Genomic DNA, 26,371 nt, shown 5'->3' with positions numbered 1-26,371 from the left:
CTTATAACATTCTCCAACGTGGCATTATCTCTATTTTGCTTACATTACCTTCCCATGTGATATTAATATCTCCTATATCGAAAGTGGGAAAATCTTTACTATAGAATTTATTAGATTGATTTAAAGTATCACGATATATTACTTGCAAATTACTATCTATTGTTATCTCATCTTCCACATTCCTAAACTCATAAAAATCACTATTAATATTAAGTGTTATGTTTCCAGTACCATAAATTTTTATAGTCGGCTCGGCATAATATGTTCCAGGATTAATTAATTTAATTGGTTCTGTTATTGTTATTATTTCTTGTCCACTATCAAGGTAGAAAAAAGGGTCAACTTTGAAAGAGACCCTAAAATCTTGTGTATCTCTTGCAATTTCTTCATAATCTAAACCAGAAAAAATACTAGCATAGAAAAATCCTCCTTCATCTATGCTAGTTCTCAATTTTCCTCTACCTCTTAACCATGCATTTATTCTGTCTATTTGCCTTATATCTTTTGCGACTACTGTCATCTCTCTCAAATAAGGTTTATATCTATTAGTATGAATAATTAAATTCTCATTTCTGTAAGGAATTTCATACTCTTCTATTTGTTCTTCTGCTCTTTGTCTCCTCCCTAAATCACTAATGAGGAGGTTATAGTCCACACTATAGTTATCTTTAAATTTAAACCAATGCATTTACTGTCCCTCCTCTAGATTTAAGTTTTCTCTCTATTTCGAATTGAATTTGCTCTATTAAATCTTGTATATCTAAATCACTATCATTGTTAAAGTTTTCTATATTAAGTTTAACTTCTACATTAATATCTTGTTTATTTTGTCTATTGTCATAGCCCATGTTTTCCATTGTATTAGCCATAATGTCGCTTAATTTTTCTATAGGCAATACTGCTTCGTGTCCTGCTTCTCCACCACCAAGTAAATTGTTACCCGCCATACCAAATATAGTTGGCTCCGTAAGGATTCCACCTTCTTTATACCAATCTACACGTAATTTTGGTACGCTTGGAGGTTTCAATGAGAATTTACCATCAAGTCTAAAATGTGGTAGTTTAGGCATCTCAATCTTAGGAAATTTTAATTTTAAATTACTAAAGAAACCTTTTATCTTATCTAGTGCAGATTTTATTTTATTCTTTGCTGTTTCTACAGGCTTTATCATTGCTGTTTTAACATTATTCCATATTCTTGTTGTAGTCGACTTAATTGCATTAAATACACTTGTTACAGTTGATTTTATTCCATTGACTATTCTAGTTATAGTTGACTTAATTCCATTCCAAACCGTACTCGTTACCGTTTTAATTCCATTCCACACTCTCGTTACTACACTTTTTATTGCATTGAATACAGAAGTGATTACTGACTTAATTGCATTAACTATGCTTGTTATTACCGCCTTGATACTATTCCATACACTTGATGTTACAGTTTTGATTGAGTTCCATATCTTTGTTACTACATTTTTAATTGCATTAAATACTGTAGTAATTACAGTCTTAATAGAGTTAATTACTTTCGTTATTACATTTTTTATAGAATTCCAAACGGTTGAAGTTACAGATTTGATTGCATTCCAGATTGTTGTAATTAATGTCTTTATAAAGTTTAGTGATGTAGAGAAAATATTCTTTATTCCTTCCCACAAACCAGAGAAAAATTCACTAATTGGCTCCCAATTTTCTTTAACAAGATATGCTAGTCCTGCTAATACAGATATTATCCCTACTACTAGTCCAACAGGTGTAAATAATAAACCAAATACACCTGTCAATAATTCGATTACAGGTATAACAATACCAAATGCACCAGCCAACACTCCTACTACAATGCCTAACACCTTAAACAATGTCGCATGTTCGCTAACAAACTCTTTCATGTTTTGCCAACCTTCGTTTATCCTCCCTATTACATCAGGCAACTTTAATAATGCTTGTTCGATTAAGCCTAAAGCGTCTATGACTACACCTTCTTGTGTTTCTCCCATAGCCAATAAGAATTCTTCCCATGCTGATTTAACTCTTGCCAATGCTCCACCCATACCACCATCCATCGTTTCTTGCATTTCTTTTGTTTTTCCGTCTGCATTACCTATTGCATCTGCAACTTTATTGTATTGTTCATCTGTTGCTTCAAGTAAGGGTAACATTGCCTTTGCTCCCGCTTGACCAAATAACTGATTAGCATAATACATTTTTTCCTCTTCTGTTAAGCCTGAAAACGCTTGTCTTAAATCTCCTAGTACATCATTAAGAGGTCTTGCTTGTCCTGTTGCTTTATCAAACAGCGATACATTTATTCCTGTTTGTTCATTAAGTGATGCAATTGCAGCATTGACCGCATCGCCACCACTTGACATTCTCATAAAAGCACTATTAAGTTGTGTTCCTGCTTTAGCACCTTGTATTTCATTATCAGCCAAAACTCCAAAAGCCAAAGACATATCCTCAAGAGAATAATTAAGTGTCTTCACCATAGGGGTAGATGCTTCAAATGCTTCACTGAGTCCTTCAACATTTGCTGCACTAGATGCCGAAGTTGCGGAAGTTACATCAAGATATCTATTTAGTTCGTCTGCTGTTAGTCCAAATTGATTAAGTCCACCCGCTGCAATTCTTGACGCTGTATCTAAATCAATAGCATTTGCACTAGCATACGCAAGTACATCACCTGTTTTGTTATATATATCTTCTACTGTCCAGCCACTTCGTGCTAAATTTTCCATTGCTTGTCCCGCTTCTGTCATTTGTTATATATGAGTTTTTTATCTCATATTCTTAGAGTTTCCTCTAAGTATCGGCGTACCTTTTTACCCTCAACTTCACTTGTTAGGGTAGTGAACACTCTTGGAGGGATTATATTTATTCACCCTCTACGCTCTACGGTGGTTATTAGCCTTTCGCAATCTAACAACTTACCTCGGGGTTATCATAGTTTATGACCTTAGATTTCCCCGATTTTGCTCACTTATTTATGCTACACATTTCTGTGTAGTGTGCCAACTCACTCTAGCACTATAGCGGGTTCCCTTACCTAATTCTCTTGCTTTATTCCGTAACTTATCCCATTCTGCACCAGTTGCACCCGATACCGCTTGTACTTTTCTCATTTGGTCATCGTATGTTGCATAAGTCGATATTATTTTCTTTTCAAATTCAATCATTTTTTTTACTGTAAAAGCAGCACCAATATATTTTCCTATCTTTTTAAAACTACTACCTATTATTCCTTCTGATCTTCTTGCTGTATTTGTTATACTATCTATTTTACTTGTTGCACCTTTATCATCTATTGCAATACGTCCAAAAAGGGTGAATAAATTCATATATCCACCTCCTATTTACCTAGAATTTTTTCCGCCTTTTTAATTGCCTTCTCCTCCATTTCTTTAGTCATTTTTTTATTATTTTTAATTTTTTTATTATTTTTATTGACACTCTTCATTATTTCTTTTTTCCATTCTGGATATGTCTTATCATAAACTTTGTGCAACCAAACATTAAACAATTGTTCCTCTTGCTTTTCTTCTTGTTCACGTAATAATTCATCTGATAAGTATTGTATATATTCAACAAATTCAATTGCTGTCATAGTCGATAATAGCCCTAAAGGGTTACTATATCTTTGATAAAGAATGTCCCTAAACCTATACTCACCTATTTCAGCGATGAGTATAGATGCTTGAAAAAAGCCTTAAAACCTTCTTGTGAGAACAATTCAATAATCAACATATTATATTCCGCAAAATCTAACTCCTTAATTTCCTTTTGAGTAGTATTACACATATTTGCAAGTAATTTATTTATATCATTCTGTACTTTGTCAATATTTACAAGTATTACTTCTAGTGCCTTTGCAAATAATTCAGCACCTACCATATCTATTTCTTCTTGAGATAGTTCTTCATCGGCATATTTACCTCTTTGTTTTTCTACATATTTTATTGCATCACTAATCCCTAGTTTAGCCACTATGGGTAATAATAAAAAAGTATCTTGTCCATTAAGTTCTCTCATTTCTAATTTAGCCATCATCTATCATCCTCCTGTATTAATAAAGTAAAAAAATAGAGGGAAATTATCCCTCTACTGGTGTTTCTGGTTCAGTTGCCACTGGTGGAAAATATATTCGACATGGTAACTTTCTATTTGATACATTTTCTGCATCAGCGTGTGCTTCAAATTCCATCGTAATAACTAATTCATCGTCATCTTTTGTTTCGCCTTCTAATCCAGAAGTACATAAAGCATTATCCAAAATAATAATGATTGGTTGTTCTGAACCTGTTAATGTTCCTACAAGTCCTAAATTCTTGATATAGTCAGTATTTTCAAGTTTTCCCTTTCCTTCTATTACCTGATAGCCTTCTGGTGCTTCATCTTCTCCCGCTTCTCTTACAGTACCATTAATCGCAAGTCTCAAGTTTTCCGCTGTTATTTCTTTCACGTTAACCTCGAGCATTGCTTTAGATGTTTGTAAAACCTTTTGTCCAACTGCATCGACAAATACACCATCAACTTCTATTTTTCTATATTCTTGTTCGATAGTTATTTTATTACCATCATGTGTAGCACCTAGAAGTTCACCCTTCCACGTTTTAGTTAATGAGTCATATTCCAAATCTTTATATATTGCCCCTGCGTCAACCATATAGTGCAAAGGTGTACTTTTTGTATAACCAGTTGTTTGTAAAGCCATTTTATATTACCTCCTCATAAATTCTTATTACATAATTTAACTGTGTTCTTCTTATTGTTTTATCTTCGTCTTGAATATTGTTACGCCAATTTATTGCTTTCTCAACATTAAAAAAAGGTATATTATTACTTCTATACACCTCTCCTCTTAATTCTTTATTTATTTTTGTTATTATCTCCTCAACCTCTATAATTTGTTCTTTTTTAGCCCAAATATCAATTATTAAGGGAATATTACTTCTATTTTTTGTCATATTGTCCTGTAAGGCTTCAGGAAGGCTATAGACGACTTTTACATCATTGATAAGGGCAATACCTTCCTCGTTCCTTTTTAAGTCCTCATAATCAACGCTATTACAACATTTTTTTAATTTGTTATAAATATATTCATAAATCTCTATCATACTTTATCACCTCAATTTCCTAAGGTGTTTATCGATTATATTTTGAAATTTGTCTATGTTATTCATTATTCCATCTCTCAAGAATGGCTGGCTCTGTTGCCTACTTGTCCCCAATTCCACAAACACACCATATGGTGCTTCTTGAGTTACCCCTATATCAACATGTTTATTTTTATTGTCTACTTGATACGTTTGACTTCTACGTAATTTGCCTGTATCAACAGGAGTCCTTAATTGACTTTCTGCCATCCCTACTTTACCTATATCTTCAAGGCTGTTATTAATAGCATTTTCTAATGCCTTTTTAACTTCTTTACTATTGTCCTTAAACATGATGTACCAACACCTCTTGATACTCATTCCACTCAATTATTTTCTTTATCTCATATTTCTTGCCACGATAAACTATAAAATGAGTATCTATATTAATATCTTCAACATCCATGAATATTACTTTTTCACAATCAACAGTAAATCCATAATCTTTAAGTGCTTCCTCGGAAAAATAAGGCTGTACATTTACTTTAATTGTCTTTATCAATTTTGGTTTACCTTCTACTGCTTGTCCAAATGATCCTTCTTTTTTCTCACCCTTCTTCCATATTTCAATTACTTTATTTCTAAACATTAGAAAAACCTCCCATATGGCATAGGGAGTAAGTTTGCCACATCTTCTGTTATAGTAAAGTTAGTATTATCTTTATATGTTATACTTTGTTTTCCTTCTGTGTATGCTTTTATATTCTTATTATCTTTATTTCTGTATGCAGTTGATACTAACTCGATTATTGCATCTTGAAAGTTATCTTTGATATATTCGTCAGTAAATTTATCATTGTTCAAGTAATACCTTATTGCTGTTATTGCCTTTCTTATATATATACGCAATATATTATCTTCTTTATCATCTCTTATACCTAATAATATTTTTATATCTTCTAATATCATTTATTTATCCCCTCCTTAACAAAATAAAAGAGGGGAATATTACCCCTCTAGTTATGTTTATTATGCACCTGTAGAATTATTGTGTACAAAGATAGCGTCTTTCTTATTATCTAATACAAAAGCATCAAAGTAAACTCTACCTTCAACTAATGAACCTGAAATTCCAGGAGCATCTTCGTGTATTCTATATTCTGCCAATTTAACAGGTGCTGTAGTTGCCACATTATGACATACCATGAAACCAAAGTTTTCTGGTAATCTACTAGAAGGTACTTTAACTACTTCCATACCATCTACCAATGCTACTACACCTCTTGCTCTCATCTCTTGCCCTATTTCAGTTTCCATCACAATATCTTTATTTTTCTTCATTAATGTATAAGTTGCAGGTGTTACAACAAGGTATCTTCCCTCAAAAGGTACTTCTGCATCATCTAATACTTCTGTTGCTTCTGTTATTTTGTCATAGATATTAGTTGCTGTAAGATTAGCAGTTGCAGTTTTGCCTGCGTTAGTAGCCATTACATCTAATCTATAAGTATCTACTTCAGGTATAACTCTTTCTCTAATTTGTCTATCTAATGCCTTCCCTGCATTTAATGCTCCCATTGTTTCATCTTCATTCATCTTGTCAATTGTAAATGTAAAAGACTTATCTTGTGTCATTGTCATTTCTTGTACTGTTGTATCTAATTCATCTGGAGAACCAAATCGATTTACTCCTGTTCTTGCATAATCTGTTAATGGTACAGTTCCTATATTATATACCTTTACTGTTTGTGCACCTACAAAATCAAAATCCTTGTTAACTAATTGTTCTGTCTTACTTCCTTCCATAAATTTCTCATCAACTAACTTTTGTAAATCATATTTTTCTGCATAATTAATAGCCATTATTAAACACTCTCCTCTAATTTATTATTATTTTTATTATTTCTTAACCCATTAACCCCTTCAAGAATGGATCAATATCATCTGTTTCACTTGTTGGTGGTTCATATCCACCTTTTATTCTTTCTTTTACTGCTTCTTCAAGAGCATTTGTCCATTTCTCTTCAAATGTCTTAATATTATCCATACATGCCTCTGCATCATCCGCGATTAAATAACTTGCAAACTCTGTAGGTAGTCCTTTTGTGTTTAATTCTTTTATTACTTGTAGTTCCATTTGTTGCCTTTTAAATTCTTGTCTTTCTTTTTCAAATTTTGCCTTTTCTTTATCAAAAATTGCTTGTTGTCTTTCTGCTTCAGACATTTTTGCAAGTCTTTCTGCTTCTTGTCTTTCTTCTTCTGCCTTCTTCTTTTCTCGTTCTAAACGTTTAGAAATTATGTCATTGATTTCCTCTTGTGTAAATAATTTTTCCTTTTTAGTAGAATCTACTGCACTAGACTCTTGTTTATCTTTTGATTTGTCACCAGTTTTCTCTGTATCTATATCTTTTATTTCTTCTTTTTTATCTATCGTTTCTTTATTTTCCATTACTATTACCTCCCGTTTAAAGTCCGTACGACTATATATTTTCCGAGTTGTTCTTTTAGCCCTGCAAGCAAGTAAAAAGGGCATAATAAAAACACTCAATCAAGAGTGTTATTCATATTTCCTTCTTAAATTATTCATTTCAGCCTTAATTTCTTTTTCTATTTCCATTCTCTTCTTAATATCCCTCATACCAACCTCCCTTATCTCCTTTTGTTTTTGTTTGATATAGTTGTTAGTATAGTACGCTGTATAGTCATGTTTGCAATGCTTACAAACAAAGTGTACTCTTTCTATATCATCTTTTATTTTTTCTACTTGAGGGCGTAACTTAAACCTACCTCCACATTCATCACAATATACCATTTGTTGCTTACGTCTTTTAAACATCATACTTCCCCCTTTAATCTATATTATTTTGTTCCTTCCACTCTTCATAAGTCATGAAGTCAATATATCCTTTTGTTTCGTTATCTTTCCTTGTATCAAAGTCCCAATCTACAGAGGGTAAATTTACAAGTGTTGATCTACAGAGTGGGTGCAAAGGGGGTATTGGCTTATCTGTATCATCTATATCATATATATTTGAATCTAAATTTTGACATTGTTCTGTAGTACGTTCATCTAATGTCGCAACATACATTTGTTTTTCTACATCATGTTCACGTGCAAATAAGTCATTTGCTTCTGCCTGACATCTTGCAACCTCTGTTTCAATTAATCTTTTACTGTTATAAGCATTTTGACTGAATTTATCTCTTATCACCTTGTCTATATCGTTTATATTAGTTTCACCCTGAAATAGACGATTTACTTCCCTTTTTAGTGTCCTCTCTAACTTCTTCTTGTTAGTCCAGTTCCTATCACTCCATGTTTTGCCATCAATAGTATTATTAACTATTTCCTTCATTTTACTATCACTAAATCTTTTCATATCAAACTTCATGCCAATACTCATCAAGTAACCATTCTTGTTATATCTTTCTTTTGTTACTGTTTCAAGTATATCATTTATTACTTTTTCTTCACTCGTACTTTGATTACGAGTGAGATTTTTTATTGTCTTATTAAATTTCTTGTTGAGTTTCCTTTTTTGTTTCGTTGTTAAGTCTATTACGCCATCAATTACTGCATAGGTTAACACTACTCTACCTATTTCATCTAATAATTTTTCCCTATCTTCTTTTTGTTTCTTGTATATCTCTTTACTTTTCTCCTCTGCTATCTCATACCCTTCTTTTTCATGTTCAAGATACATTTCCTTATACTTCTTCTTCATTTGTATCACCTATATCAAGTAACTTCTCGCCTTCCCATATTTCTTTATTTTCCTCTTGTAGTTGTTTTATTTCTGCATCTGCATTATCAATGAATGATAATTGACTTAATGCAGTTCTTAATGATAACTTATCACCCATTTGTGAAATAATTTGACTGATTATTAAATCATCAGAAGGTATGATACTATTGAATTTAACACTTATATTCCTGTAGTCATAATCCTTATTCTTGATTATTTTCAGATATATAAACAAGAATCGAATCCTACTTATCAATACATTCATCATTGCCCTGTTGTTTAATTTTACCTTCATTTCAAGATTAATAAGTCGATTCCTCAATGTTAATGAACTTGTATTACTTTGTAATTTCTCTTGATTATCGATGTGCATACTCAAAGTGTACATATCTTTTTGTAAACTTTCCATCATTAGTTCCTGATAGTCAGCATTAAGATTCTTCAACAACCAATCTAAGTCGGCTTCTTTCGTATTAGGTAAATTGGCAAACCTATATCTTTTCAAGTTATCAACCTGTTCTTTGTCAAGTTTAAATCCTTTCCCTTTTAGTATCGCTGCTCTTGTATTTGTTATCTCATTCACACCATCTGATTTAATAATACTTAATCCATCCTGTATATCTTTTACATCATTGAATAGAGTATCTTTTTCCTTTTCTGCAGATAATATACCAATGCTAACAGGTACTTGTCCGAATATATGTTTGTCTTTTGCCTTTACCTCATTAAAATCCTCATCAAAATGATATATATACTTATTATCATATACATCTATATATACAGTATCATCAAATTTTAGTTTAAACATATGAAAGAATAGTAATATATTCCCAAAATCATCCATATAAGCATAACCACCACGAGGACTAATTACTTTTGCACTAAATTGTCCCTCTCTATCAACATAATAAAGTTCATATACGGTGCTGTAGAGTAGCATATTTTTTAGCACTTCAACATCATGATTTCTATTCCAGTGATATGTGTAATAATCAATTTCTTGTACTATATCATCATCATTTGTTTTTGATATGTAAGACGGTTGATTTCCGATTGAGTATGATATTTCTTCTTTGATTAATTTCTTGAGGTAATTTAAGTTCATTTTATGACTTTCTTGATATTCTTGTGCTGTATATCTCTTAATTGCATCTGATTCACCACAGTAGTATTGATACATCTTATCATATGTAGATTTTTTATTTAGATAATCCTCATAACATTGCTCTAATATTTTCTTATTCATTATTCCACCCCCTATAAGCCTAACTTTCTAATGTCGTATATTTGTAGTTCACCATATTCTTCAATATTATCTATTTCTATTGCACCAATTGCCAAACAGTCTATAAAGTCGTCATTCTGTGTATATTTTTCACCCTGAAATTCCATCATCTGTTCTATTGCCTCTTTCATAACTCTTTCCTCACAGAAAATAATTCTACCATTATTCACATCATCTGTTATAGTAGATATTTTTTCATCTTTATTTCTATGTTCCATTTTATTTATTATTTCTATATCTCTATCTTTTAACTTTTCATCTTGTACTATACTATCTTTTAATTTATCAGCATCTAATCCCATATATGTATTCTTTTCTATATATACGTGTGTTATATCATCAAATTCATGTAGAATATCTATTATATGTTGAATATATTGACTGAACGTACTAAATCTTAATATCTCTCCCTTTCTCACATATTTAAATTCATTATCTGCTAATGATACAACAACAAAAGCAAAATAATCCCCTTTACGTTTATTCTTAATTCCAGCGGGGTCAACACATAACATAGTCTTATTGAAATTATGATTTTCAACATCTTCTTTGCTTTGTGTCCTGTTACTTCTTATCCATTTCTCCATAATTGAAGAACTGTCGTTCATTTTTTCCGACATAAATGCCTCTCTATTTTCCCAATATGGTACTGCAATATCATCAAAACAATCCCATTTCTCTTCCCACAAAATAGGGAATTTCATATCGTCTTTATGTTCTTCATAGAATTGTTTTGCATCTATTTTAGGATTATCTATCTTATCATCAAAATATATATTCTTACATTCAAGCCATTTATCAGTTTCAAAGATATCTTCTATAGTTTGTCCTTCTTCAAGTATTACTGCTTGTTTATATAATGTATAGTAATCTTTATTACGTGCTATTTGAGAAATTAAACATGAACTATGTAATACTGTCCCAATACTAACTATTTTAGTAGCACTTTTAACCTTTTTGCCATTACGATATACGGCTGTATCTCCTACATTTTCAATTTCTTTAGTCCATTTATTATACTTCTTTTCTCTTGCATCTTCTGTTAAAATATCTCTCTCATCTTGATAATCATCAGCAATAACAACAGTTGGTCTAATACCTTTAAAGTTAGCACCTCTAACACTACTAGCACTTCCTACTGCTCTAATATACATACCATTCGAGAATTCAACTTCATTAGCATTATTCTTCTTTTTCTTATCAATCAGTTTACCAAAATTATCTATTATCTTTTCATTCTCTTGAAACACCTTCTTGATACTATCGATGAATTGTTGTGCGTCACTGTCCTTCTTAGCACCAATTAATGTGAATTGACTTAATTGATAACATACTAACCATACGGTCAATGCTAATGTTCCCATTGTTGTTTTTGCCATACCACGTGGACAAATTATGTTTATCTTATCTATTTTATCTTTTACAAAAGTTACATTAAATAAATCCCATATTTCATAATGTGTAGGGGATAAGTTTCTTGCCTCATTATTATCTTTCACAACAAAAATGTCCTGGAGAAAATATAAACAGAAAAATGCTATATCTTCTTTACCTAATGCCTTTGCAACAATATTTAAGTCTTTACTATTTTCTATAACTTTACGTGCTATATCTTTATCATAATGTTTAGTAAGATATTTATATAATATATATGTATTGTATTCTGCTTGTGTGAATTCTTTATTGTCATAATATACTTTTATATCCATTTATCCCTCCTACCCCCTATTTTTAGTGTTATTTGACCAATAATTAATAATCGCTGTAACATAGTAGTATCAATGCTTACAGGGTGATTTGTAATTTTGTTATTTCTCTATAGTAGTCGATTAGAAAGCCGATATTTTTGTTGATGGATAATTGGTCTAGTGATTATTTATAAAGGCTTGTGTGGCTTGTGTGTGTAGATGTGATAGTTAAACATTGAAATAACTGTAAGTTATAACAATCCTTATACTCAAGTTAAAAAATGATAGAAAAAATTGTATGACTTAACAACACACTTCCCCCAATTTCAAAAATAGAATATGGGCGGGGTATTTCTACAAACAAAAAAAGGACTGCAGTTTTGCAATCCTACATTTTTATCTATTTAGTTTCTAGCCTTACATTTTAAACCTCTTTCTCTTTGTCTTCTTATTAATGTACTCTTACTTATCCCCGTTATCTCTTCTACTTCTGTGTAACTATATTCTCCACCATTTACCTGCAACATATCTAATGCGTGATTGATTTGCACCTTACTATATCTTCTAGGTCTACCTTCTGTAAAACCTTCTCTTTGTTTTGCAATAGCCTTACCTGCTTGTGTCCTCTCTACTATCATATTTCTTTCAAACTCTGCAAAAGCAAGTAGATTAGTTACTATCAACCTTCCCATTGCTGTGTCTTCTATTAATCCCATATTTAGTATATGTACTCTTACACCTCTATTCATTAATACATCTATTAGTTCTAATCCTTCTTTTGTAGTTCTACAGAACCTATCCAACTTAGTACAAACTAATGTATCACTATCGTCTAGTTCTTTTATAATAGTATTAAAAACTGGTCTATCTATACTTGTTCCTGTAAATTGTTCTTTATATATTTCTGCATCTGCATATCTTTGTAGTATTTCTTTTTCTTGTTGCTCTAAACTATTATTATCTAATTGTTTCTTAGTACTCACACGTGTATAACCATATATTTTCCCCATTATCATAACCTCCTATTATGACCATAAGTATTGACACCGTTCTATATGTCTATTATACACGACTAATTAATCGGTGTCAATACTATTAAGTTATGATACTGTTATATGGTTATTATCTACTTAAAACAAATCTTTTATTTACTTATTAACTCTGCATAATACATATTATGTAGAATAGAGGACATGTTACACTTTGCAATCTACTTTGCTTTCTTCTTGCCTTCAATGTCTATTACATTGTCAATTATATTGTCAATATCTTCAAAGTTATCTTTACCTTTATCCTCTTTATCTTTAGTAATATCTACTTTAGTTGTAGCCTTACCAAACACATTTTCCCAGATGAATACATTTGCATCCAACATTACCTTCTCACTATTAGCATTATTTGCAAGCATTACGATGTTATCTAGTGCCATTTGCCCTTTTGCAGCCATTCTCAGTTGTCCTTCTTCTGCCATTGCTTGTTTAAATTCCTGTGTTCTTTTGTGAAGTGCGTCCTTAAACTCATCTTTCTTTTTCCAATCATATATTACTCTCTCACTGTAACCTATTTTCTTTGCTATTTCCGCATTTGTCAACGTTCCTTGTGCTAATAACTCTATACATTGTAATTGCTGTTCTGTTAGCATGTCACCACCTCCATCGCTTCATATTGTTCATAATTTACACATTAAAAAAGAGCCATTATAGGCTCTAATAGACTCCTTCTTATCTAACTAAATACATCAACCCCATCATACCAAACCCAAAAATCAACTGACGATTCATTATTATCGCTTTCTTTATCGCCTTCATTTTTCTTTTCCTCCTTACTTAATGTCTTCCCCCAACTCACACTATCAATATATACTTCTCTATTCTCCACCATCATTTTATATATTTCTTCTTCCACATCTGTCAATTCCGCTGCTTTTGTAACCTCTTCTGTAATATCTTTCACCTTTCTCACCCCTTATTAATAATAAAGAGTAAGCACGACTCAACATGCCTACTCTTTTATGTTTCTTACGAATTTATTGCCTGTTGTGTAAATCCAAAAGATTTTATTTCGGTGTCGGTCAAATCGACCCCTAATAAATCTATTATATCTACACCATCCTTCACAAAGATTAGCCTTTAACATTTAATATTCTTTATTTCCTCATCACTCATATTCTGCAAAAAGAAATAAACTCTCCCATCTTCATAATTGTCGCAATGTCCTATTGTTTTTTCATCTAATGCATGTACAATACTATCATCTACATGATAAACTCCTCGATATTCGTTAAACAACATATCGATAAACGATTTTGACAAGTTGTCCATATCGAAACGTGGCATATTAATATATCTCAAAAATATCTTAATTGGTTTATTAAAATTCACACCATAATCAATCTCCCACATTTCCCTATCAGGCACTTCATCGGCGGGAAAGTTATTTATCCAGTTATTATATGCCCATGTCCTGCGTCCATTCTTTATAGCACTATTCCAGGTGAATGGATGATACTGAACGCAATACATCTCTTTAAGAGAAGGATTAAGCCTATTTAATTCCCTTTCTCGATTACTTAATATTTGTGCTGTAGACCTATTTGTTGTCTCTATTTGTCCATTTTTTAACTTAATTATTAATTCTTTTGCATATAGTCGAATTGATACTATATCTTTATTGTCTATATCTTCTTGAATTAATTCTAATGCTTGTACCAATTTATCCCTAACAAATTGCTTATATTCTGTTTTATCCATTTTCTTATGTCGCTTATCCATCCTTAACTTTTTAGGTAAATTAGCGTGATACTCTACTATCTCTTTCGCAATTGACTCATATTCCATTGGATATACTCTTAAAAATAATCTAGTTAAATTATACATTCTTAAAGAATAATTTTTCTTGGTTAAGTTATTTAGTGCATTTTCTAATTCATTGATATATTCTATTGTCTTATATCTACAATATGTACTTTCACTATTTAGCATTTGCAACATCCCATCACGATTTAATTCAAAACAATCTCTAGTTTTACCTTGTTTATCACGATAATTAGCCGAGGAAAAATTTCCTTGACCTTCCAACCCTAGTGATTCCAATACTTCTAACTCTTTTCTGATTTTCTTCATGAAGTCACTATGTTTTAATTCGGCCTTTCCACCTTCCTCTTTTCTAAATTTATTGATAATATCTACTAAATCAACAGACTTAATTGTAAAGCCCTCTTTTGTCACATTTAATATTTCTTTTTCTTTACACATAAAACTATAACCTCCTAATTTATTAATAAAAAAAAGGAGGATTGCATGGAGGGTATCATCACGACACGCTATTCCAATCCACCTTACTATCATTTATGATAATATCTATTATGCTATTTCCTCATCAACATCATCACATATCAATGAATACTTTACTTTATCCTTGCCTGTCCTCGCATAACTCAACAATCGACTGTCATTCAGCCTATTCTCTTTGAAAAAGTTTGTACTACACTGCTTTGCTTCTGCATATACTACTTTGTCATATACGGGTACAAACTCAACTCTATCAAGCCCCAGTATCTCCAATACCTTGTCCCATTTTCCACTTTGATAAAGTTTCTTCTCATCTACAAAGTGACACCAACCAGGTAACATCTCTATTACTTCTATTTGTCTCTTAATACCTAATATATTTTGCAACTTCTGAAAGTCTTTTTCTGTACGTCTATTCAACACATCAATCATTTCTGTCATACCATATTGCTCTAAATATCCTGTTAACGTTTTCCTATTTTGTATTGTATAATAACTTAATTCATTTATCGCCAAGTTATAAGGACTAGTATACTTATACCAACTCAAATATGTACTATCTATCGCCAATAATATCATTTTTCCTAATTCCGATTTTGGTAAAGGTATAGCAAGCAAATAATATAGATATAATGTCGTGCTAAACAAACTCTTATCGTAATAATTGTATGTAATGTGGTTATTTACACTTAAACTATTAACTTCTTGACCTTCTCTGACCTTTAACACGTGATTAGACACTGAAGGTATATTAATATAATTCGCAAAATCTACATCAACACCGACAATCTTATTTTTATTATTTATGTATGTATGCTTATCTAACATTAATTTACTAAAATCATATATTCCCACATTCCTGATACCTCTATACTTCTGTAATAGTGCTGAAGATAAATAACTATCTATATCATCTTGCATAACACTATATTCTTTTCCCTCTATTATTTTCTCAAATTTTTCCCTACTCATCATAACTTCCCCCTTTAATTTTTTGCATTAAAAAAGACTAGTACTAACTAGCCCATGTGATTGTGCATTTCCTTTTTAATTTCCCTAAAACACTTAATAAAGTCTTGTAAATCTTTATTATCATAGTATTCCTTTATTTCTTTACTCAAATCCTGATGAGGAAATACAAAATATACTATATCCTTTCTTTCCTCATCTTTATGTATAGTGTATTTAGCACCTTGACTGATTAACCAAACCGCTTTATTGATACTATATATTCTATTTTCTTCCTTATTCATTCTATCCCCTCCTCATCTGTCTTAGTAACATACTTCTATTTTGACAATCTCTTATTATCTGTTTTGTTTCTTCTTTTCTCTTATATTCCTTCATTTTTTTAGCCATTTTCTCCATTTCCTTGATTCTTTCTGTACAATTAATGTTAATTTGTTCTAGATACTTGTCCATCTTCATCATTCCTCCTTTTTATTAGACACGCTAAAAAGGACTAGACACAAAATATATCTAGCCCTCTATTACTTCAACCCGAGTTGAAAATATACTAAGCGAATAATTCGTCTATATCATCAAGTTCAACGTCGCATGACATCATATCGTAATACTGTTGCTCTCTACTATCTACTTCACTTACATCTTCTTCAACAACAACGTCAACAAACATATCATTATATTTTTCTATTTCTTCTTGCATATCTAATTTGCTTTGTATTTGTTGCAATTGATTAAGAGAATTAACTAACATATTTTGACATTGCTCGTGCTTACTTTCTATTGTCGCATCTGTAAATTCTGAACTATTCAATATATGTACTATTTCTTCATCTTCATTAAACAACTTCTCACACGCTTCTTCACTAATATGTTTATAAAAACTTCTAAAATTATCTATTTCATGCTTAATAATTTCTTCATCTGATTCATTCTCTTCAACAACAACAACATCATCATCACAAATTGAATCTTCTTTTTCAATATAATTTTCAGTAATCTCAATACTTTCATCTTCATCAACACCAAACAAATCATTAATCATATCGTTAATACTGACTTCTTCATCCCAATCAGTATTATTTTTATTATCATCTTCAGTAGTCGATACTTCGTCGACTACTTCATTTTCAATCTCACTATCTTCAACAATTTCAATGGTTATAAAATCATCTTTTTTCTCTTCAAGTAAATTTTTATTATCTTTAATTAATTTAAAATATTCTCTCTCATATTTTTCTAGTTCTTTGAACTCTTTATTTGTAATTGTATTGTCATGATATTTTGCTCTACGATGATTAATTAGTCCCATCAATTTCCGTTTTAATTGACCGTTTTTACTACGATATATTTTTGCCTTACCTTCTTCTAATTGTCGCCTTCTATTATTTAAACCACGTTGTAATATATCTTTATATTTTTCTTGACAACATAATACATATATACTGTTTCCTTCTTGTATTTTTCCATCGATTAAAACTTGTCCTATTCGGTCATAATCAATTAATTTATTATCTTTTAATTTTTGCAAAGCATCACTAATTCTATTATCACTTGTAGTATTTAGATCTTTTTTCATATACTCATAAGGAACATAACAGTAACCTTTTGAATCAATCCAACTAGCAATATCTGTATATAAAAATAACATTGTTTTTTTAGTCCTTATGTCCTCATCAAGATTCAATATTTTATCAATTTCATTTATTTGTATTTGTGTAAATCTATCATTATAAATTGATAACTTGACTTGCAATCTAGTATTTTTATTAATCTTATTAACATTTTTTATAAGAGTTATTAAGTTTAATTCTACTAAATCATCAAAACAATTAATTAAATCTTTTTGCAATTTATAAGAATTAATTTCTAAATCATCAAATAACCATCCAAATGTAAAATTTATTTCTTCATTATAATTTTTAAACTTTTGCATATACACTAACACTAACAAATGATTCTCTGTAAATTTTTTATCATATTGCTCTAAATCATGTCTAAAAATATTATTAACAATAGCAAACATAAATATTACCTCCTGTTTATTTGTTGTTTAAATTCCCCCATAACAAACAAAATTTGTATGATGTAAGAGTGGGGGTTGGTAAGGGGTTTCCCCTTACTTATAGTTATCTATGTATAAAAAATATTATTAACAAACACATCTCGAAAGAGTGTGTATATTACTTAGTATCTATTATTTATTAGTATCTATTACTATACTATTGAAAGTACATAATTTTACTATACTTAAATATAGTCGACTATATTTAAGTACATAATTTTACTATACTTATCATAGTCGGTCTATATTTATTATATGTAATATAATTAAGTGGTTTATTTAAGTACATAATTTTACTATACTTATCATAGTCAAATAAATATTATTTTATCTTAATATTATGCTTACGCTCAAGATAGTTTCTTGTTTTTTCTGTATCTTTAAAATAAAATACAGTTTTTAATTTACATTGTTTATTTTGTTGTATATCTATTACATGAAAATTGTTTCTAATTAAATCTTTTGCTACTCTTGCACTAAAAATAACTATATCCTTATCCATCATTATCATCCTCCAAAAATTTAATAATTAATATTTTCCCCTCACAAACAAACATTCATGTTGAAAAAGTGGGGATTTGTAAAGGGGTTTACCCCTTTGCTACTAGATAGAAAACAGAAAAATAAATATAAATATTGAACAAAAAATTCTCTCACAATCGCAAATGTCGTATAGACATTTCGACTATTGATAGTTACTCGTTATATATTATAGTAATATTATATTATAGTATTAATTATACAATACAGTTTTGTCACCTCCAACTGACAGAAGTGTAATCGACTTCCTCAGAATTGTCAGTTAGGACTGACAAAACTGTAATCGACTCGAATACGATTTTGTCACCTACAACTGACAAAACTGTAATCGTCTTTTATATTGTTTTAATTTCTGCATCATTTAACCATTCGCCGTATAAATCACTCGATTTTTCTTTATCAAATACAAAGAATATTTTTCCTGTTTTGTTATGTTTATTTATCGCAATTGGTAACAATCCTTGCTGTATGTAATAGAATGCTTGTTTTAAGTTGTATATATAAACTTTATCCATGCTATCGTCCCCCTTATATATTTTGGGTTAGGTGTATTACTTATATCATACACCCAACCATGTAAATATCTATTTAATTATTATCCCCATGATTGACTTTCTTTCATAAACTTTACAATTGTATCTTCTATTAATTCAATTCTGTTTTTGTGTAGTCTAATATAGAAATCTCCATCTTCTGTATCTTCATATTTTTCTTTTATGTATTTTGTTCCATTCTTTAATAATTTCTCAATTTTTAACAGTTCTTCAATTAAACTGTCAACCTCATCCAGAGTAAAATCAATTGAAACTATCTCATCTTCTTCTAATTCTATTAATAACTCATCATCAAATTTAATTTCTTTATTGTCCATTAAAATTCCCCCTTATATATTTTGAGAGTGTAATATCCTATCTCTCACCACAGTAGGCGTGCGGCTTAGCACGCCAATATACTAAACACTCAATACCAATGTAGCGTTATTATTCTTCTTATCTATAACACTAATATTAACTTCCGTACCTTCAAAATCGGTCAATTCTCTATAATCATCTATAGCATTATATTCTTGATATATAAAGCCAATATTGTCCAATACAGGCTGTACTACATTACGATATATCTGTGTTTTAATTGTTGCCTTTTTTGGTATCTCATCTATATCGTGAGTAATACATACTCTTACTTGATGTTCAAAACTATCGTCTAATTTCGCTAATTTTTCTTTAGTTTTTTCTCTATTCTCTCTATGCAATTCTTCTATATTGTCAGTACTATTAATAACAACTTTCTTATATCTCTTATGTAAATAATTAATATCTCCATCTTCGCTTTCTATGTATGATACACGATTACAGTGCTTACTTTTTTCTTTTAATACTGTTGCAACAGTACTATAGAAAAAGTTGAATATAAACGATTCTGAACACTCTAGCATGGCTAAAGCGTGACTAATTAATTTTATGTCATACTTTTCTATGATCCTATCAGCAATAAGCATTACTGCCGCTTCTATCTCCAGCATTTTCTTTAATCTTGCTTTCTTAACCTTATTCTTCTTCTGTTCATCTGAAATTTGTATCAATGCATCATTAAATTTCTTATTAATCATTTTCTTTTCTTTATATTTTTCGTATAGTTTAGTTATTATTTCTTTACATTCTTCATATTCTCGTTTATTTTCTGCCGCAAAATCTGGATTCGCTAAATATTTCTTAATTAATCTCTTATTATCGCTTGATTTTATTAATTTTATGTCATCTCTTAATAACTCATGTGCAATTCTAGTCGCATGAATATTTAGTGCATTTGCAATATTCTTTGTATTTTTATTGTTCAGATAATTTTTTTTAATATATTTTAAATAACGAGGTCTTTTAAATCTTAATTCTTGAGGAATTTTTGGAAGAATAAGAGTCTTTGGAGCATCTATTGCAATCATTTGTAAATTTCGTAGTTGATAACTTTCTTTTCGGTAGTAATATAAACCTTCTCGAATTTGTTCTTTTAATTCTTCTTCATCATAATAATTTTCTACATATGTAAAGTGTGACATTAATTCTTGAAACTTGTCCCAATTCTTATGTTTTTCTGGCACTTTATCACTGTTAAAATATCGTTCTAATAATGAATCATAGTCAATAGTAGTGTCTTCATACTCATACATCTTATATCCCGCATTAGTCGCATAATTACTTACTCCTGCACCGCTTAATGCTAGACTACCTATCAGGTTACCTGACGCCTTTAAAGTCGCATACAGTCGATTATATGGGGTAAACTTCATTAATCCTTTATTTTCTTCTTGTTCTACATCATCTAAGTTCACGAAAGGCAAATCCTCAACAACACTATTTCTTATTATCTCTTCATCAACTACAAATGCTATATCGAGGTCAAAGTCACAACCTGACATGATATGAGGTGTAAGGTCATAAGCATTAAATACATATATTTCTTTGCTGTAATGTGATATGTACTTGTCTATCACGTCATTTGTATCATGTTCTACATTCAATATTTCTGAGAATGAGTTAAGTGGATTTCTTGATATTGTTCTAATTTCGCCTTTAGGGATACTGCTACAATAGAATTTATTTGCTTGAAGTCCATTTTTGCATTTTGTGAGTGTATTATCTGTACGATTCATAATCCAATCAAGAAAACTAATAGGATCTTGAGTCAGCGTCTTATAATCTCCTCTTATGTAGAATTTTCCTGCACACAATTCTTCTATTTTTTTCGTAACAACTCGACCAATTGCCCTTTTTACATAACCTAACTTGATAAATTCTGGATTAAATGTAAGTAATTCTTGTGCTTTTGTACTCATACTCATATCTTTAGCGTTCTCAATCTCTTCAATAATGTCGCCCCAAAAAATACGGATTATATCCTCATTACCTGCAAGGATTTCTCGGTATATTCTTTCTGTTTCAGCAGATAACTTATCAATTTCTTTCTCTGTGATTGCTAAATTTGCTAATAATTGATAATTGCTTCGTGTATATTCTTTTATTTCATCATCCGCTTTATTAATTTTTGTTATGTATAAGTGGCTTAATAGGTCTTTATACCCTTTAAACTCGTCATTATTAAGTAATTCTTCTATTTCTGTCATACTATCGAAGTTTTTAGCCCATTTGCATTGACTTTCATTTAGTATCATGTCCACATCTTCTGTACATTGCCAGTACCCGTACATATCTTTGATGTAGAATTTACCGTTTTCTTTCTTGAAGTAATCTGTGTCATGTGTGTAAAATTCATTGAAGTATTTATTGAAGTCTATAGATGTAACAAGTCCTTTGACTGCTAACCCATTGTACATTCTAATTCCTGCAAGTGATACATCATGTTCAGCCCCTAATTCTTTCTTAATCTGCTCCGCAAACTCCATGTTCATTACCCCACACCCATCAAAAATTGTTGATTCTATCTCATAATCCTTCTTTGTAACTACTTCATCATTCTCAATAGTTACAATATCAGAAATAATTTTGTGTGAGCATTCTGGTAATATCACGATATTTGGTATTAAACTAGTTTCATAACTTGAACTTGTTGCAAGTGCTATACGGGATAATTCTTTGTTAATTACCTGATCTGTTCCGTAATAATCTTCTATTTTACCTAAACTGATAAGATATTCAAATTCAGCGGCAAAATCTTCATATTTTTTATTGATGAAGTACATCTCGCATTTACTATTACTGTCTTTATCTTCTTTTTTCATCATACTAGGTGTCGCAAACCATGCAACGTACTCTTTATTTTTTAATTTGAGTGATTTGCATTGTTTCATCGCTGTATCAAAATCACTAGATAACATAACTTTAATTAAATCTGTGTCGACTTCATTATCATTAAATTTTTCATTTTTATATCTCTTAAACGCTTTAATCATGATATTTTCTGTTAATCTTACTTCTCTTGCTTTTAATTGTGCAGATGTATCTGTTACTATCTTGTCACCTTTTATATCCTCATTTGTAAATGCATATAATTTATAACTTTTTAATTGACACATAACTAATTCCCCCTTTAAATTAATATTTATTTTTAAATAACACTTGACAATTTCACAAATCTGAGTATAATATATAGTAGATATGAATGTAGTAAGATTAGATATTTGAACTGCATATAATTCTATAGTATCACGCTTGGCACAATTTGTCAAGTGATTTTGTGTTGCCTTCACTAATATTATCGGCATAATAAAATAAAACTTTAGTGTTTTATGCTAAATACTATCCCCTCTATATATAAGATTGTAGTTCTGCTAAGCACTTTGTCAAGCAAATTATGTTAAATTTTCCTACCTTCACTATATTTGTCGGAAAGTAGTCATTTTACCCCCTAAAAGTCTTTTTCTATACATCTTAAATTTTCATCGTCTCACATAGATGTAAAATACACCCCTTCCCTATAGTATATAGTGATTCTGCTAGGTGTTTATGTAGTATTGTCATGTTAAAATACTACCTCCCCTATAGTTCATCTATGCTTGCTCGGTGTTTATGTAGTATTGTCATGTTAAATATACCCTCTCTATTAATATATACTACATCTGCTCGGTGTTTATGTAGTATTGTCATGTTAAATATACCCTCTCTATTAATATATACTACATCTGCTCGGTGTTTTGTTACTATTGTCCTGTTAAATATCTCGCTTTCAATATATTATGTACATCTGCTCGGGGTTTATATCTATTCTTTTTGTTAAAATACTATCCCCCTCTATAAAGTTATACTACTTCTGCTTAGTGTTTTTACACTATTGTCATGTTAAATTTTCATCGTCTCTCATAGATGTAAAATGCACCCCTTCCTATTACTATATAGTGATTCTGCTTGATGTTTTGTTACTATTGTCCTGTTAAAAATACCCCCCTATTAATATATCTATGCTTGCTAAGCACTTTGTTGCGTTTTGTTAAAATATCTCGCTTTCACTATATTATGTACATCTGTTTAGTGTTTTTAGAACTATTTACATAAAAAATAAAGTTGCCCTTATCTGGACAACTCTATTAAATACTCCTTATATCTTTTTACCTCTTCTGCTAATTTTCTTTTATATTCTATATCTGTTTCAAAATCACTTGCTATAATACGTTCATTTCTTTCTATCATTTCTTTTAATTTTTCTTCTAAAGCAACTTTTATTACTGCATCATCTGTTTCAAGAATCCAATGCGGTTTTTCATTTTCCATGTAATTATTTATTTTTAACATTAAATCACCTCTAACATATCAACATTAATTCGATCTGTTAATTCTGTAATGTATATCTTCAATATTATTTTTTGATGTTGTTTATTTATATTTTCCCTATCCATTTTTTGTTTGAAAGATTTAACCTTCTGCATAATGTCTAGAAACTCTTGAACCCTCATTCCCTTCTCCTCCTTTTTCTTACCTTCTAATTCTAGTATATCATAATCTTATGTCTTTGTCAAGTTACTTATTAACCTTGTAAGGGTAACTAATTTAGATATACATATATTAAGTGTCCTTATCTATAATATATCACACCTTATAAAGTTATGTCAAGCCATTTTTAACCTTATGGGGTTAATTGTATGTCTTATAGTTGTAATTAATGATTCTTCATGGTAATATAATATATAAGGAGGTGTATATATGCTAGAGGTAAAGTTAAGGATGCAGATGGCAAAACATAAAATAGATACAGTAGCAGAATTAATGGAATTGTCTGGGCTAAGTAGAAACGCTATTAATAGATTATATAAGGAAAATGAAGTAGAGAAAGTAGAATTACGCACATTATTAAAACTGTGTGATACTTTTAATTGTAATTTGTCAGATTTAATTGAATACATTCCAGAAGGCAAGGAATAATATCCTTGTCTTTTTTATTTAGTTATTATATAATAAAAATATAAACACTAATAGACCACTCACTACCATATTTTTGTAAATGGTAATAACTGGTCTAACAATGTTTATATGGTGTAATTTCCTTTAAGGAATTTACTTAAAATCCATATTTTTTAAATCGTTTTTTAAGCATAATATCTTCTAATTCATCATTAGAATAGTTAGAAGAAACATGACTTATTGAAGAACTTCCCCATCCACCAAGTTTGGGGGAGTTTTTCTTTGCTTTAATTCCTTTGTTGGCGGACTTTTTATTGCTTATTTGACTAATACCCTTACACATCTCTCGTTGTGCTTGTATATTAGCACATATCTTGCTTAAATAGGCTTTTATATTAATAATATGAGTTCCTCTTTCAAGTGCATACTTCATTTGTAATAATGCTTGATTAACTATGTTTTGTCCAAATTTTTCTATCAATTCTTCCTTGATTGTTTGAGGGTCAATCACATCAGTTCTATTAGTTTTCTTGTATTGTCCTTTCTCTTGAACTACCTTCTTTTTCTTTTGAACCACATGTGCATAACTTTTTCCTAATTCTGCTATAAAATAATACTGATTAGTTTTGTATTGATTTTCTTTATCATCCCATTCTTTCCTTTTTAATAATAACCCTTTATCGATTAATTTTTTAATATACTTTATAACAGTATTCTTACTTAGTTTACACTCATCTGCTAGTCGTCTAATGCTTACTTCCGCTTTTAGAGTAGTAAAGTCCATAAAGCGTTTAATTTTCTCGTATACGGTCACCTCATAGCCTGTCAGCATATCTAATACATTATGATTAGTTATATTGTAGGTGGTCATTATCTTCTACCCCCTTTCAAGTTCATAAGGGGACTTGATTTAACAGTTAGTTCTTGTATTTCTTCATCTCGTATACTAGACGCATATACAGTTGTTGTTTGTATATCACTATGACCTAAAACACGTGATAAACTATATAAATCTAATCCATTTTTTAATGATGATATTGCAAAATAATGTCGGAAATTATGAGGAAAACATTTTTCCTTATCTACTCCCGCTTTTTCTCCTGCTTTGGCAACCATCCATTGGAGGACAAATCTTGTGATCTGTTCTCCACTTTTACTTAAAAAATAATATTCAGGTAAATCAAAGTGGTCAAGGAAATAACTATCTTTAATTCTTTCATATTTCATCATTTGTTTTTTTAGTGCAGGAGAAAATGGTACATATCTTTCTTTTTTACCTTTTCCTCTTATAAATAAAGTCATATCATCTTTTATATCTGTTGTTCTTAATTTGCATACTTCACTATTTCTAATTCCTGTATCAACAAGCATCATCATCATAGTTTTATCTCTCATATCTATATAACTTCTCTTTTTCTTGAATGTTTGCAACATATCATGTACCTCTTCGTCTGTAAAAGTTTTAATAACTTTATCTTTTTCTTTGATTAGGTTCATACCTAATGGCACATCAATATATTCTTCTTGATACAAGTATGCTAAAAACAAATTGCTAATTGTAATTGTAGTGTTAATATAACTTTCTTCATAGCCTTCTCTTCTTAGATATATTACATATTTTTTACACAGTTGTTGATTCAGGTCTTCTACTGCACACACACCGTTCTCTTCTGCAAACTGTAAGAATTTTTTAACATTATAACTATAATTTTTTAAAGTTTCTTTTGCTAATCCTTCAACTTCACAGTCAAAGATAAATTCCATCATTGCTTCTTTAAACAACAAAATAACCACACCTTTCTATTTCAAACAATACATATAGAAAAGCATGGCTACCTAAAACATTGTAAAATACTAG

33 protein-coding genes are annotated in these 26,371 nt (G+C 30.2%); 1 reads left to right on the top strand and 32 read right to left on the bottom strand.

The annotated features are described in order from the left end of the window. Position 1 precedes the first annotated feature (1 nt). The 30 genes from FYJ27_RS08755 to FYJ27_RS08610 form a co-directional block, all read right to left on the bottom strand. Complete coding sequence (locus FYJ27_RS08755; RefSeq protein ID WP_154484476.1) at positions 2–688, bottom strand: hypothetical protein; 687 nt, start codon at positions 686–688, stop codon at positions 2–4. Further along, positions 675–2,756, bottom strand: a complete 2,082-nt coding sequence (locus FYJ27_RS08750) for a phage tail tape measure protein (RefSeq protein ID WP_154484475.1) — start codon at positions 2,754–2,756, stop codon at positions 675–677. The genes FYJ27_RS08755 and FYJ27_RS08750 overlap by 14 nt, the downstream gene beginning before the upstream one ends. A 225-nt stretch (positions 2,757–2,981) precedes the next feature. Beyond that, positions 2,982–3,335 carry a phage tail tape measure protein gene (locus FYJ27_RS08745; RefSeq protein ID WP_154484474.1) on the bottom strand — a complete coding sequence of 118 codons (354 nt, stop codon included), beginning with the start codon at positions 3,333–3,335 and terminating at the stop codon, positions 2,982–2,984. 11 nt (positions 3,336–3,346) lie between these two features. Further along, positions 3,347–3,601, bottom strand: a complete 255-nt coding sequence (locus FYJ27_RS08740; RefSeq protein ID WP_154484473.1) for a peptide methionine sulfoxide reductase — start codon at positions 3,599–3,601, stop codon at positions 3,347–3,349. A 65-nt stretch (positions 3,602–3,666) separates the two neighbouring features. Continuing rightward, positions 3,667–4,044 (bottom strand): hypothetical protein, encoded by a 378-nt coding sequence (locus tag FYJ27_RS08735; protein WP_154484472.1) that lies wholly within the window; start codon positions 4,042–4,044, stop codon positions 3,667–3,669. 43 nt (positions 4,045–4,087) lie between these two features. Then, positions 4,088–4,630: a hypothetical protein gene (locus FYJ27_RS08730; protein WP_229775516.1), complete on the bottom strand. Its 543-nt coding sequence runs from the start codon at positions 4,628–4,630 to the stop codon at positions 4,088–4,090. A gap of 79 nt (positions 4,631–4,709) precedes the next feature. Beyond that, positions 4,710–5,111, bottom strand: coding sequence for a hypothetical protein (locus FYJ27_RS08725; RefSeq protein ID WP_154484470.1), 402 nt, complete (start codon positions 5,109–5,111; stop codon positions 4,710–4,712). A 6-nt stretch (positions 5,112–5,117) separates the two neighbouring features. Continuing rightward, a complete protein-coding gene (locus FYJ27_RS08720) occupies positions 5,118–5,444 on the bottom strand; it encodes an HK97-gp10 family putative phage morphogenesis protein (protein WP_195839109.1) in 327 nt (108 codons plus the stop codon). After that, entirely contained in the window at positions 5,437–5,739 is a 303-nt protein-coding gene (locus FYJ27_RS08715) for a hypothetical protein (RefSeq protein WP_154484468.1), read from the bottom strand. The genes FYJ27_RS08720 and FYJ27_RS08715 overlap by 8 nt, the downstream gene beginning before the upstream one ends. Continuing rightward, positions 5,739–6,059, bottom strand: a complete 321-nt coding sequence (locus FYJ27_RS08710) for a head-tail connector protein (protein WP_154484467.1) — start codon at positions 6,057–6,059, stop codon at positions 5,739–5,741. The genes FYJ27_RS08715 and FYJ27_RS08710 overlap by 1 nt, the downstream gene beginning before the upstream one ends. A 60-nt stretch (positions 6,060–6,119) precedes the next feature. After that, a complete protein-coding gene (locus tag FYJ27_RS08705) occupies positions 6,120–6,953 on the bottom strand; it encodes a P22 phage major capsid protein family protein (RefSeq protein ID WP_154484466.1) in 834 nt (277 codons plus the stop codon). A gap of 43 nt (positions 6,954–6,996) precedes the next feature. Continuing rightward, positions 6,997–7,539 carry a DUF4355 domain-containing protein gene (locus FYJ27_RS08700; RefSeq protein WP_195839108.1) on the bottom strand — a complete coding sequence of 181 codons (543 nt, stop codon included), beginning with the start codon at positions 7,537–7,539 and terminating at the stop codon, positions 6,997–6,999. Positions 7,540–7,647: 108 nt separating this feature from the next. Further along, the gene (locus tag FYJ27_RS08695) at positions 7,648–7,926 is read right to left on the bottom strand and encodes a hypothetical protein (protein WP_154484464.1); all 279 of its coding nucleotides are present in this window, start codon (positions 7,924–7,926) and stop codon (positions 7,648–7,650) included. Positions 7,927–7,939: 13 nt separating this feature from the next. Continuing rightward, complete coding sequence (locus tag FYJ27_RS08690) at positions 7,940–8,815, bottom strand: minor capsid protein (RefSeq protein WP_154484463.1); 876 nt, start codon at positions 8,813–8,815, stop codon at positions 7,940–7,942. Beyond that, the gene (locus FYJ27_RS08685; protein WP_154484462.1) at positions 8,799–10,082 is read right to left on the bottom strand and encodes a phage portal protein; all 1,284 of its coding nucleotides are present in this window, start codon (positions 10,080–10,082) and stop codon (positions 8,799–8,801) included. The genes FYJ27_RS08690 and FYJ27_RS08685 overlap by 17 nt, the downstream gene beginning before the upstream one ends. Positions 10,083–10,093: 11 nt before the next feature. Then, a complete protein-coding gene (locus FYJ27_RS08680; protein ID WP_154484461.1) occupies positions 10,094–11,830 on the bottom strand; it encodes a terminase in 1,737 nt (578 codons plus the stop codon). 383 nt (positions 11,831–12,213) lie between these two features. Further along, positions 12,214–12,819: a recombinase family protein gene (locus FYJ27_RS08675; RefSeq protein WP_154484460.1), complete on the bottom strand. Its 606-nt coding sequence runs from the start codon at positions 12,817–12,819 to the stop codon at positions 12,214–12,216. A 200-nt stretch (positions 12,820–13,019) separates the two neighbouring features. After that, a complete protein-coding gene (locus tag FYJ27_RS08670) occupies positions 13,020–13,451 on the bottom strand; it encodes a phBC6A51 family helix-turn-helix protein (protein ID WP_154484459.1) in 432 nt (143 codons plus the stop codon). Positions 13,452–13,534: 83 nt separating this feature from the next. Further along, complete coding sequence (locus tag FYJ27_RS08665) at positions 13,535–13,762, bottom strand: hypothetical protein (RefSeq protein WP_154484458.1); 228 nt, start codon at positions 13,760–13,762, stop codon at positions 13,535–13,537. A 176-nt stretch (positions 13,763–13,938) separates the two neighbouring features. After that, complete coding sequence (locus tag FYJ27_RS08660) at positions 13,939–15,063, bottom strand: hypothetical protein (RefSeq protein WP_154484457.1); 1,125 nt, start codon at positions 15,061–15,063, stop codon at positions 13,939–13,941. 108 nt (positions 15,064–15,171) lie between these two features. Continuing rightward, positions 15,172–16,071: a hypothetical protein gene (locus FYJ27_RS08655; RefSeq protein ID WP_154484456.1), complete on the bottom strand. Its 900-nt coding sequence runs from the start codon at positions 16,069–16,071 to the stop codon at positions 15,172–15,174. A gap of 47 nt (positions 16,072–16,118) precedes the next feature. Next, positions 16,119–16,352, bottom strand: coding sequence for a DUF5659 domain-containing protein (locus FYJ27_RS08650; protein ID WP_154484455.1), 234 nt, complete (start codon positions 16,350–16,352; stop codon positions 16,119–16,121). Between the two features lies 1 nt (position 16,353). Further along, the gene (locus tag FYJ27_RS08645) at positions 16,354–16,521 is read right to left on the bottom strand and encodes a hypothetical protein (protein ID WP_154484454.1); all 168 of its coding nucleotides are present in this window, start codon (positions 16,519–16,521) and stop codon (positions 16,354–16,356) included. A gap of 94 nt (positions 16,522–16,615) precedes the next feature. After that, entirely contained in the window at positions 16,616–18,016 is a 1,401-nt protein-coding gene (locus FYJ27_RS08640; RefSeq protein ID WP_154484453.1) for a hypothetical protein, read from the bottom strand. A 433-nt stretch (positions 18,017–18,449) separates the two neighbouring features. Further along, positions 18,450–18,632 (bottom strand): hypothetical protein, encoded by a 183-nt coding sequence (locus FYJ27_RS08635; protein ID WP_154484452.1) that lies wholly within the window; start codon positions 18,630–18,632, stop codon positions 18,450–18,452. A 370-nt stretch (positions 18,633–19,002) separates the two neighbouring features. Continuing rightward, positions 19,003–19,182 (bottom strand): hypothetical protein, encoded by a 180-nt coding sequence (locus FYJ27_RS08630; RefSeq protein WP_154484451.1) that lies wholly within the window; start codon positions 19,180–19,182, stop codon positions 19,003–19,005. Positions 19,183–19,262: 80 nt separating this feature from the next. Then, positions 19,263–19,538, bottom strand: coding sequence for a hypothetical protein (locus FYJ27_RS08625; protein ID WP_154484450.1), 276 nt, complete (start codon positions 19,536–19,538; stop codon positions 19,263–19,265). A gap of 81 nt (positions 19,539–19,619) precedes the next feature. Beyond that, on the bottom strand, positions 19,620–22,694 hold the full coding sequence (locus tag FYJ27_RS08620) for an RNA dependent RNA polymerase (protein ID WP_195839107.1): 3,075 nt from the start codon (positions 22,692–22,694) through the stop codon (positions 19,620–19,622). A gap of 991 nt (positions 22,695–23,685) precedes the next feature. After that, a complete protein-coding gene (locus FYJ27_RS08615; RefSeq protein ID WP_154484448.1) occupies positions 23,686–23,907 on the bottom strand; it encodes a hypothetical protein in 222 nt (73 codons plus the stop codon). Further along, positions 23,907–24,068 (bottom strand): hypothetical protein, encoded by a 162-nt coding sequence (locus FYJ27_RS08610; RefSeq protein ID WP_154484447.1) that lies wholly within the window; start codon positions 24,066–24,068, stop codon positions 23,907–23,909. The genes FYJ27_RS08615 and FYJ27_RS08610 overlap by 1 nt, the downstream gene beginning before the upstream one ends. A 247-nt stretch (positions 24,069–24,315) precedes the next feature. On the opposite strand from FYJ27_RS08610, the gene FYJ27_RS08605 reads away from it, so the two are divergent. Next, the gene (locus tag FYJ27_RS08605) at positions 24,316–24,534 is read left to right on the top strand and encodes a helix-turn-helix domain-containing protein (protein ID WP_154484446.1); all 219 of its coding nucleotides are present in this window, start codon (positions 24,316–24,318) and stop codon (positions 24,532–24,534) included. 136 nt (positions 24,535–24,670) lie between these two features. Here the strand turns inward: FYJ27_RS08605 and FYJ27_RS08600 are convergent, their stop codons facing one another. Together FYJ27_RS08600 and FYJ27_RS08595 are read right to left on the bottom strand one after the other, a co-directional pair. After that, entirely contained in the window at positions 24,671–25,384 is a 714-nt protein-coding gene (locus tag FYJ27_RS08600; RefSeq protein WP_154484445.1) for a helix-turn-helix domain-containing protein, read from the bottom strand. Further along, positions 25,384–26,298 (bottom strand): tyrosine-type recombinase/integrase, encoded by a 915-nt coding sequence (locus tag FYJ27_RS08595; RefSeq protein ID WP_154484444.1) that lies wholly within the window; start codon positions 26,296–26,298, stop codon positions 25,384–25,386. The genes FYJ27_RS08600 and FYJ27_RS08595 overlap by 1 nt, the downstream gene beginning before the upstream one ends. Positions 26,299–26,371 lie beyond the last annotated feature (73 nt).

The sequence above is a fragment of the Anaerosalibacter bizertensis genome (genome assembly GCF_009696605.1).
Classification (GTDB): domain Bacteria; phylum Bacillota; class Clostridia; order Tissierellales; family Sporanaerobacteraceae; genus Anaerosalibacter; species Anaerosalibacter bizertensis.
The sequence above is the reverse complement of the archived record's forward strand: the minus strand, read 5'-3'. Positions and strand labels throughout refer to the sequence as shown.

Coding starts and splice junctions, on each gene's coding strand:
- FYJ27_RS08755 (WP_154484476.1), bottom strand. CDS start 688: ATGCATTGGTTTAAATTTAAAGATAACTATAGTGTGGACTATAACCTC.
- FYJ27_RS08750 (WP_154484475.1), bottom strand. CDS start 2,756: ATGACAGAAGCGGGACAAGCAATGGAAAATTTAGCACGAAGTGGCTGG.
- FYJ27_RS08745 (WP_154484474.1), bottom strand. CDS start 3,335: ATGAATTTATTCACCCTTTTTGGACGTATTGCAATAGATGATAAAGGT.
- FYJ27_RS08740 (WP_154484473.1), bottom strand. CDS start 3,601: ATGACAGCAATTGAATTTGTTGAATATATACAATACTTATCAGATGAA.
- FYJ27_RS08735 (WP_154484472.1), bottom strand. CDS start 4,044: ATGATGGCTAAATTAGAAATGAGAGAACTTAATGGACAAGATACTTTT.
- FYJ27_RS08725 (WP_154484470.1), bottom strand. CDS start 5,111: ATGATAGAGATTTATGAATATATTTATAACAAATTAAAAAAATGTTGT.
- FYJ27_RS08720 (WP_195839109.1), bottom strand. CDS start 5,444: ATGTTTAAGGACAATAGTAAAGAAGTTAAAAAGGCATTAGAAAATGCT.
- FYJ27_RS08715 (WP_154484468.1), bottom strand. CDS start 5,739: ATGTTTAGAAATAAAGTAATTGAAATATGGAAGAAGGGTGAGAAAAAA.
- FYJ27_RS08710 (WP_154484467.1), bottom strand. CDS start 6,059: ATGATATTAGAAGATATAAAAATATTATTAGGTATAAGAGATGATAAA.
- FYJ27_RS08705 (WP_154484466.1), bottom strand. CDS start 6,953: ATGGCTATTAATTATGCAGAAAAATATGATTTACAAAAGTTAGTTGAT.
- FYJ27_RS08700 (WP_195839108.1), bottom strand. CDS start 7,539: ATGGAAAATAAAGAAACGATAGATAAAAAAGAAGAAATAAAAGATATA.
- FYJ27_RS08695 (WP_154484464.1), bottom strand. CDS start 7,926: ATGTTTAAAAGACGTAAGCAACAAATGGTATATTGTGATGAATGTGGA.
- FYJ27_RS08690 (WP_154484463.1), bottom strand. CDS start 8,815: ATGAAGAAGAAGTATAAGGAAATGTATCTTGAACATGAAAAAGAAGGG.
- FYJ27_RS08685 (WP_154484462.1), bottom strand. CDS start 10,082: ATGAATAAGAAAATATTAGAGCAATGTTATGAGGATTATCTAAATAAA.
- FYJ27_RS08680 (WP_154484461.1), bottom strand. CDS start 11,830: ATGGATATAAAAGTATATTATGACAATAAAGAATTCACACAAGCAGAA.
- FYJ27_RS08675 (WP_154484460.1), bottom strand. CDS start 12,819: ATGGGGAAAATATATGGTTATACACGTGTGAGTACTAAGAAACAATTA.
- FYJ27_RS08670 (WP_154484459.1), bottom strand. CDS start 13,451: ATGCTAACAGAACAGCAATTACAATGTATAGAGTTATTAGCACAAGGA.
- FYJ27_RS08660 (WP_154484457.1), bottom strand. CDS start 15,063: ATGTGTAAAGAAAAAGAAATATTAAATGTGACAAAAGAGGGCTTTACA.
- FYJ27_RS08655 (WP_154484456.1), bottom strand. CDS start 16,071: ATGAGTAGGGAAAAATTTGAGAAAATAATAGAGGGAAAAGAATATAGT.
- FYJ27_RS08650 (WP_154484455.1), bottom strand. CDS start 16,352: ATGAATAAGGAAGAAAATAGAATATATAGTATCAATAAAGCGGTTTGG.
- FYJ27_RS08645 (WP_154484454.1), bottom strand. CDS start 16,521: ATGGACAAGTATCTAGAACAAATTAACATTAATTGTACAGAAAGAATC.
- FYJ27_RS08635 (WP_154484452.1), bottom strand. CDS start 18,632: ATGATGGATAAGGATATAGTTATTTTTAGTGCAAGAGTAGCAAAAGAT.
- FYJ27_RS08630 (WP_154484451.1), bottom strand. CDS start 19,182: ATGGATAAAGTTTATATATACAACTTAAAACAAGCATTCTATTACATA.
- FYJ27_RS08625 (WP_154484450.1), bottom strand. CDS start 19,538: ATGGACAATAAAGAAATTAAATTTGATGATGAGTTATTAATAGAATTA.
- FYJ27_RS08620 (WP_195839107.1), bottom strand. CDS start 22,694: ATGTGTCAATTAAAAAGTTATAAATTATATGCATTTACAAATGAGGAT.
- FYJ27_RS08615 (WP_154484448.1), bottom strand. CDS start 23,907: ATGTTAAAAATAAATAATTACATGGAAAATGAAAAACCGCATTGGATT.
- FYJ27_RS08610 (WP_154484447.1), bottom strand. CDS start 24,068: ATGAGGGTTCAAGAGTTTCTAGACATTATGCAGAAGGTTAAATCTTTC.
- FYJ27_RS08605 (WP_154484446.1), top strand. CDS start 24,316: ATGCTAGAGGTAAAGTTAAGGATGCAGATGGCAAAACATAAAATAGAT.
- FYJ27_RS08600 (WP_154484445.1), bottom strand. CDS start 25,384: ATGACCACCTACAATATAACTAATCATAATGTATTAGATATGCTGACA.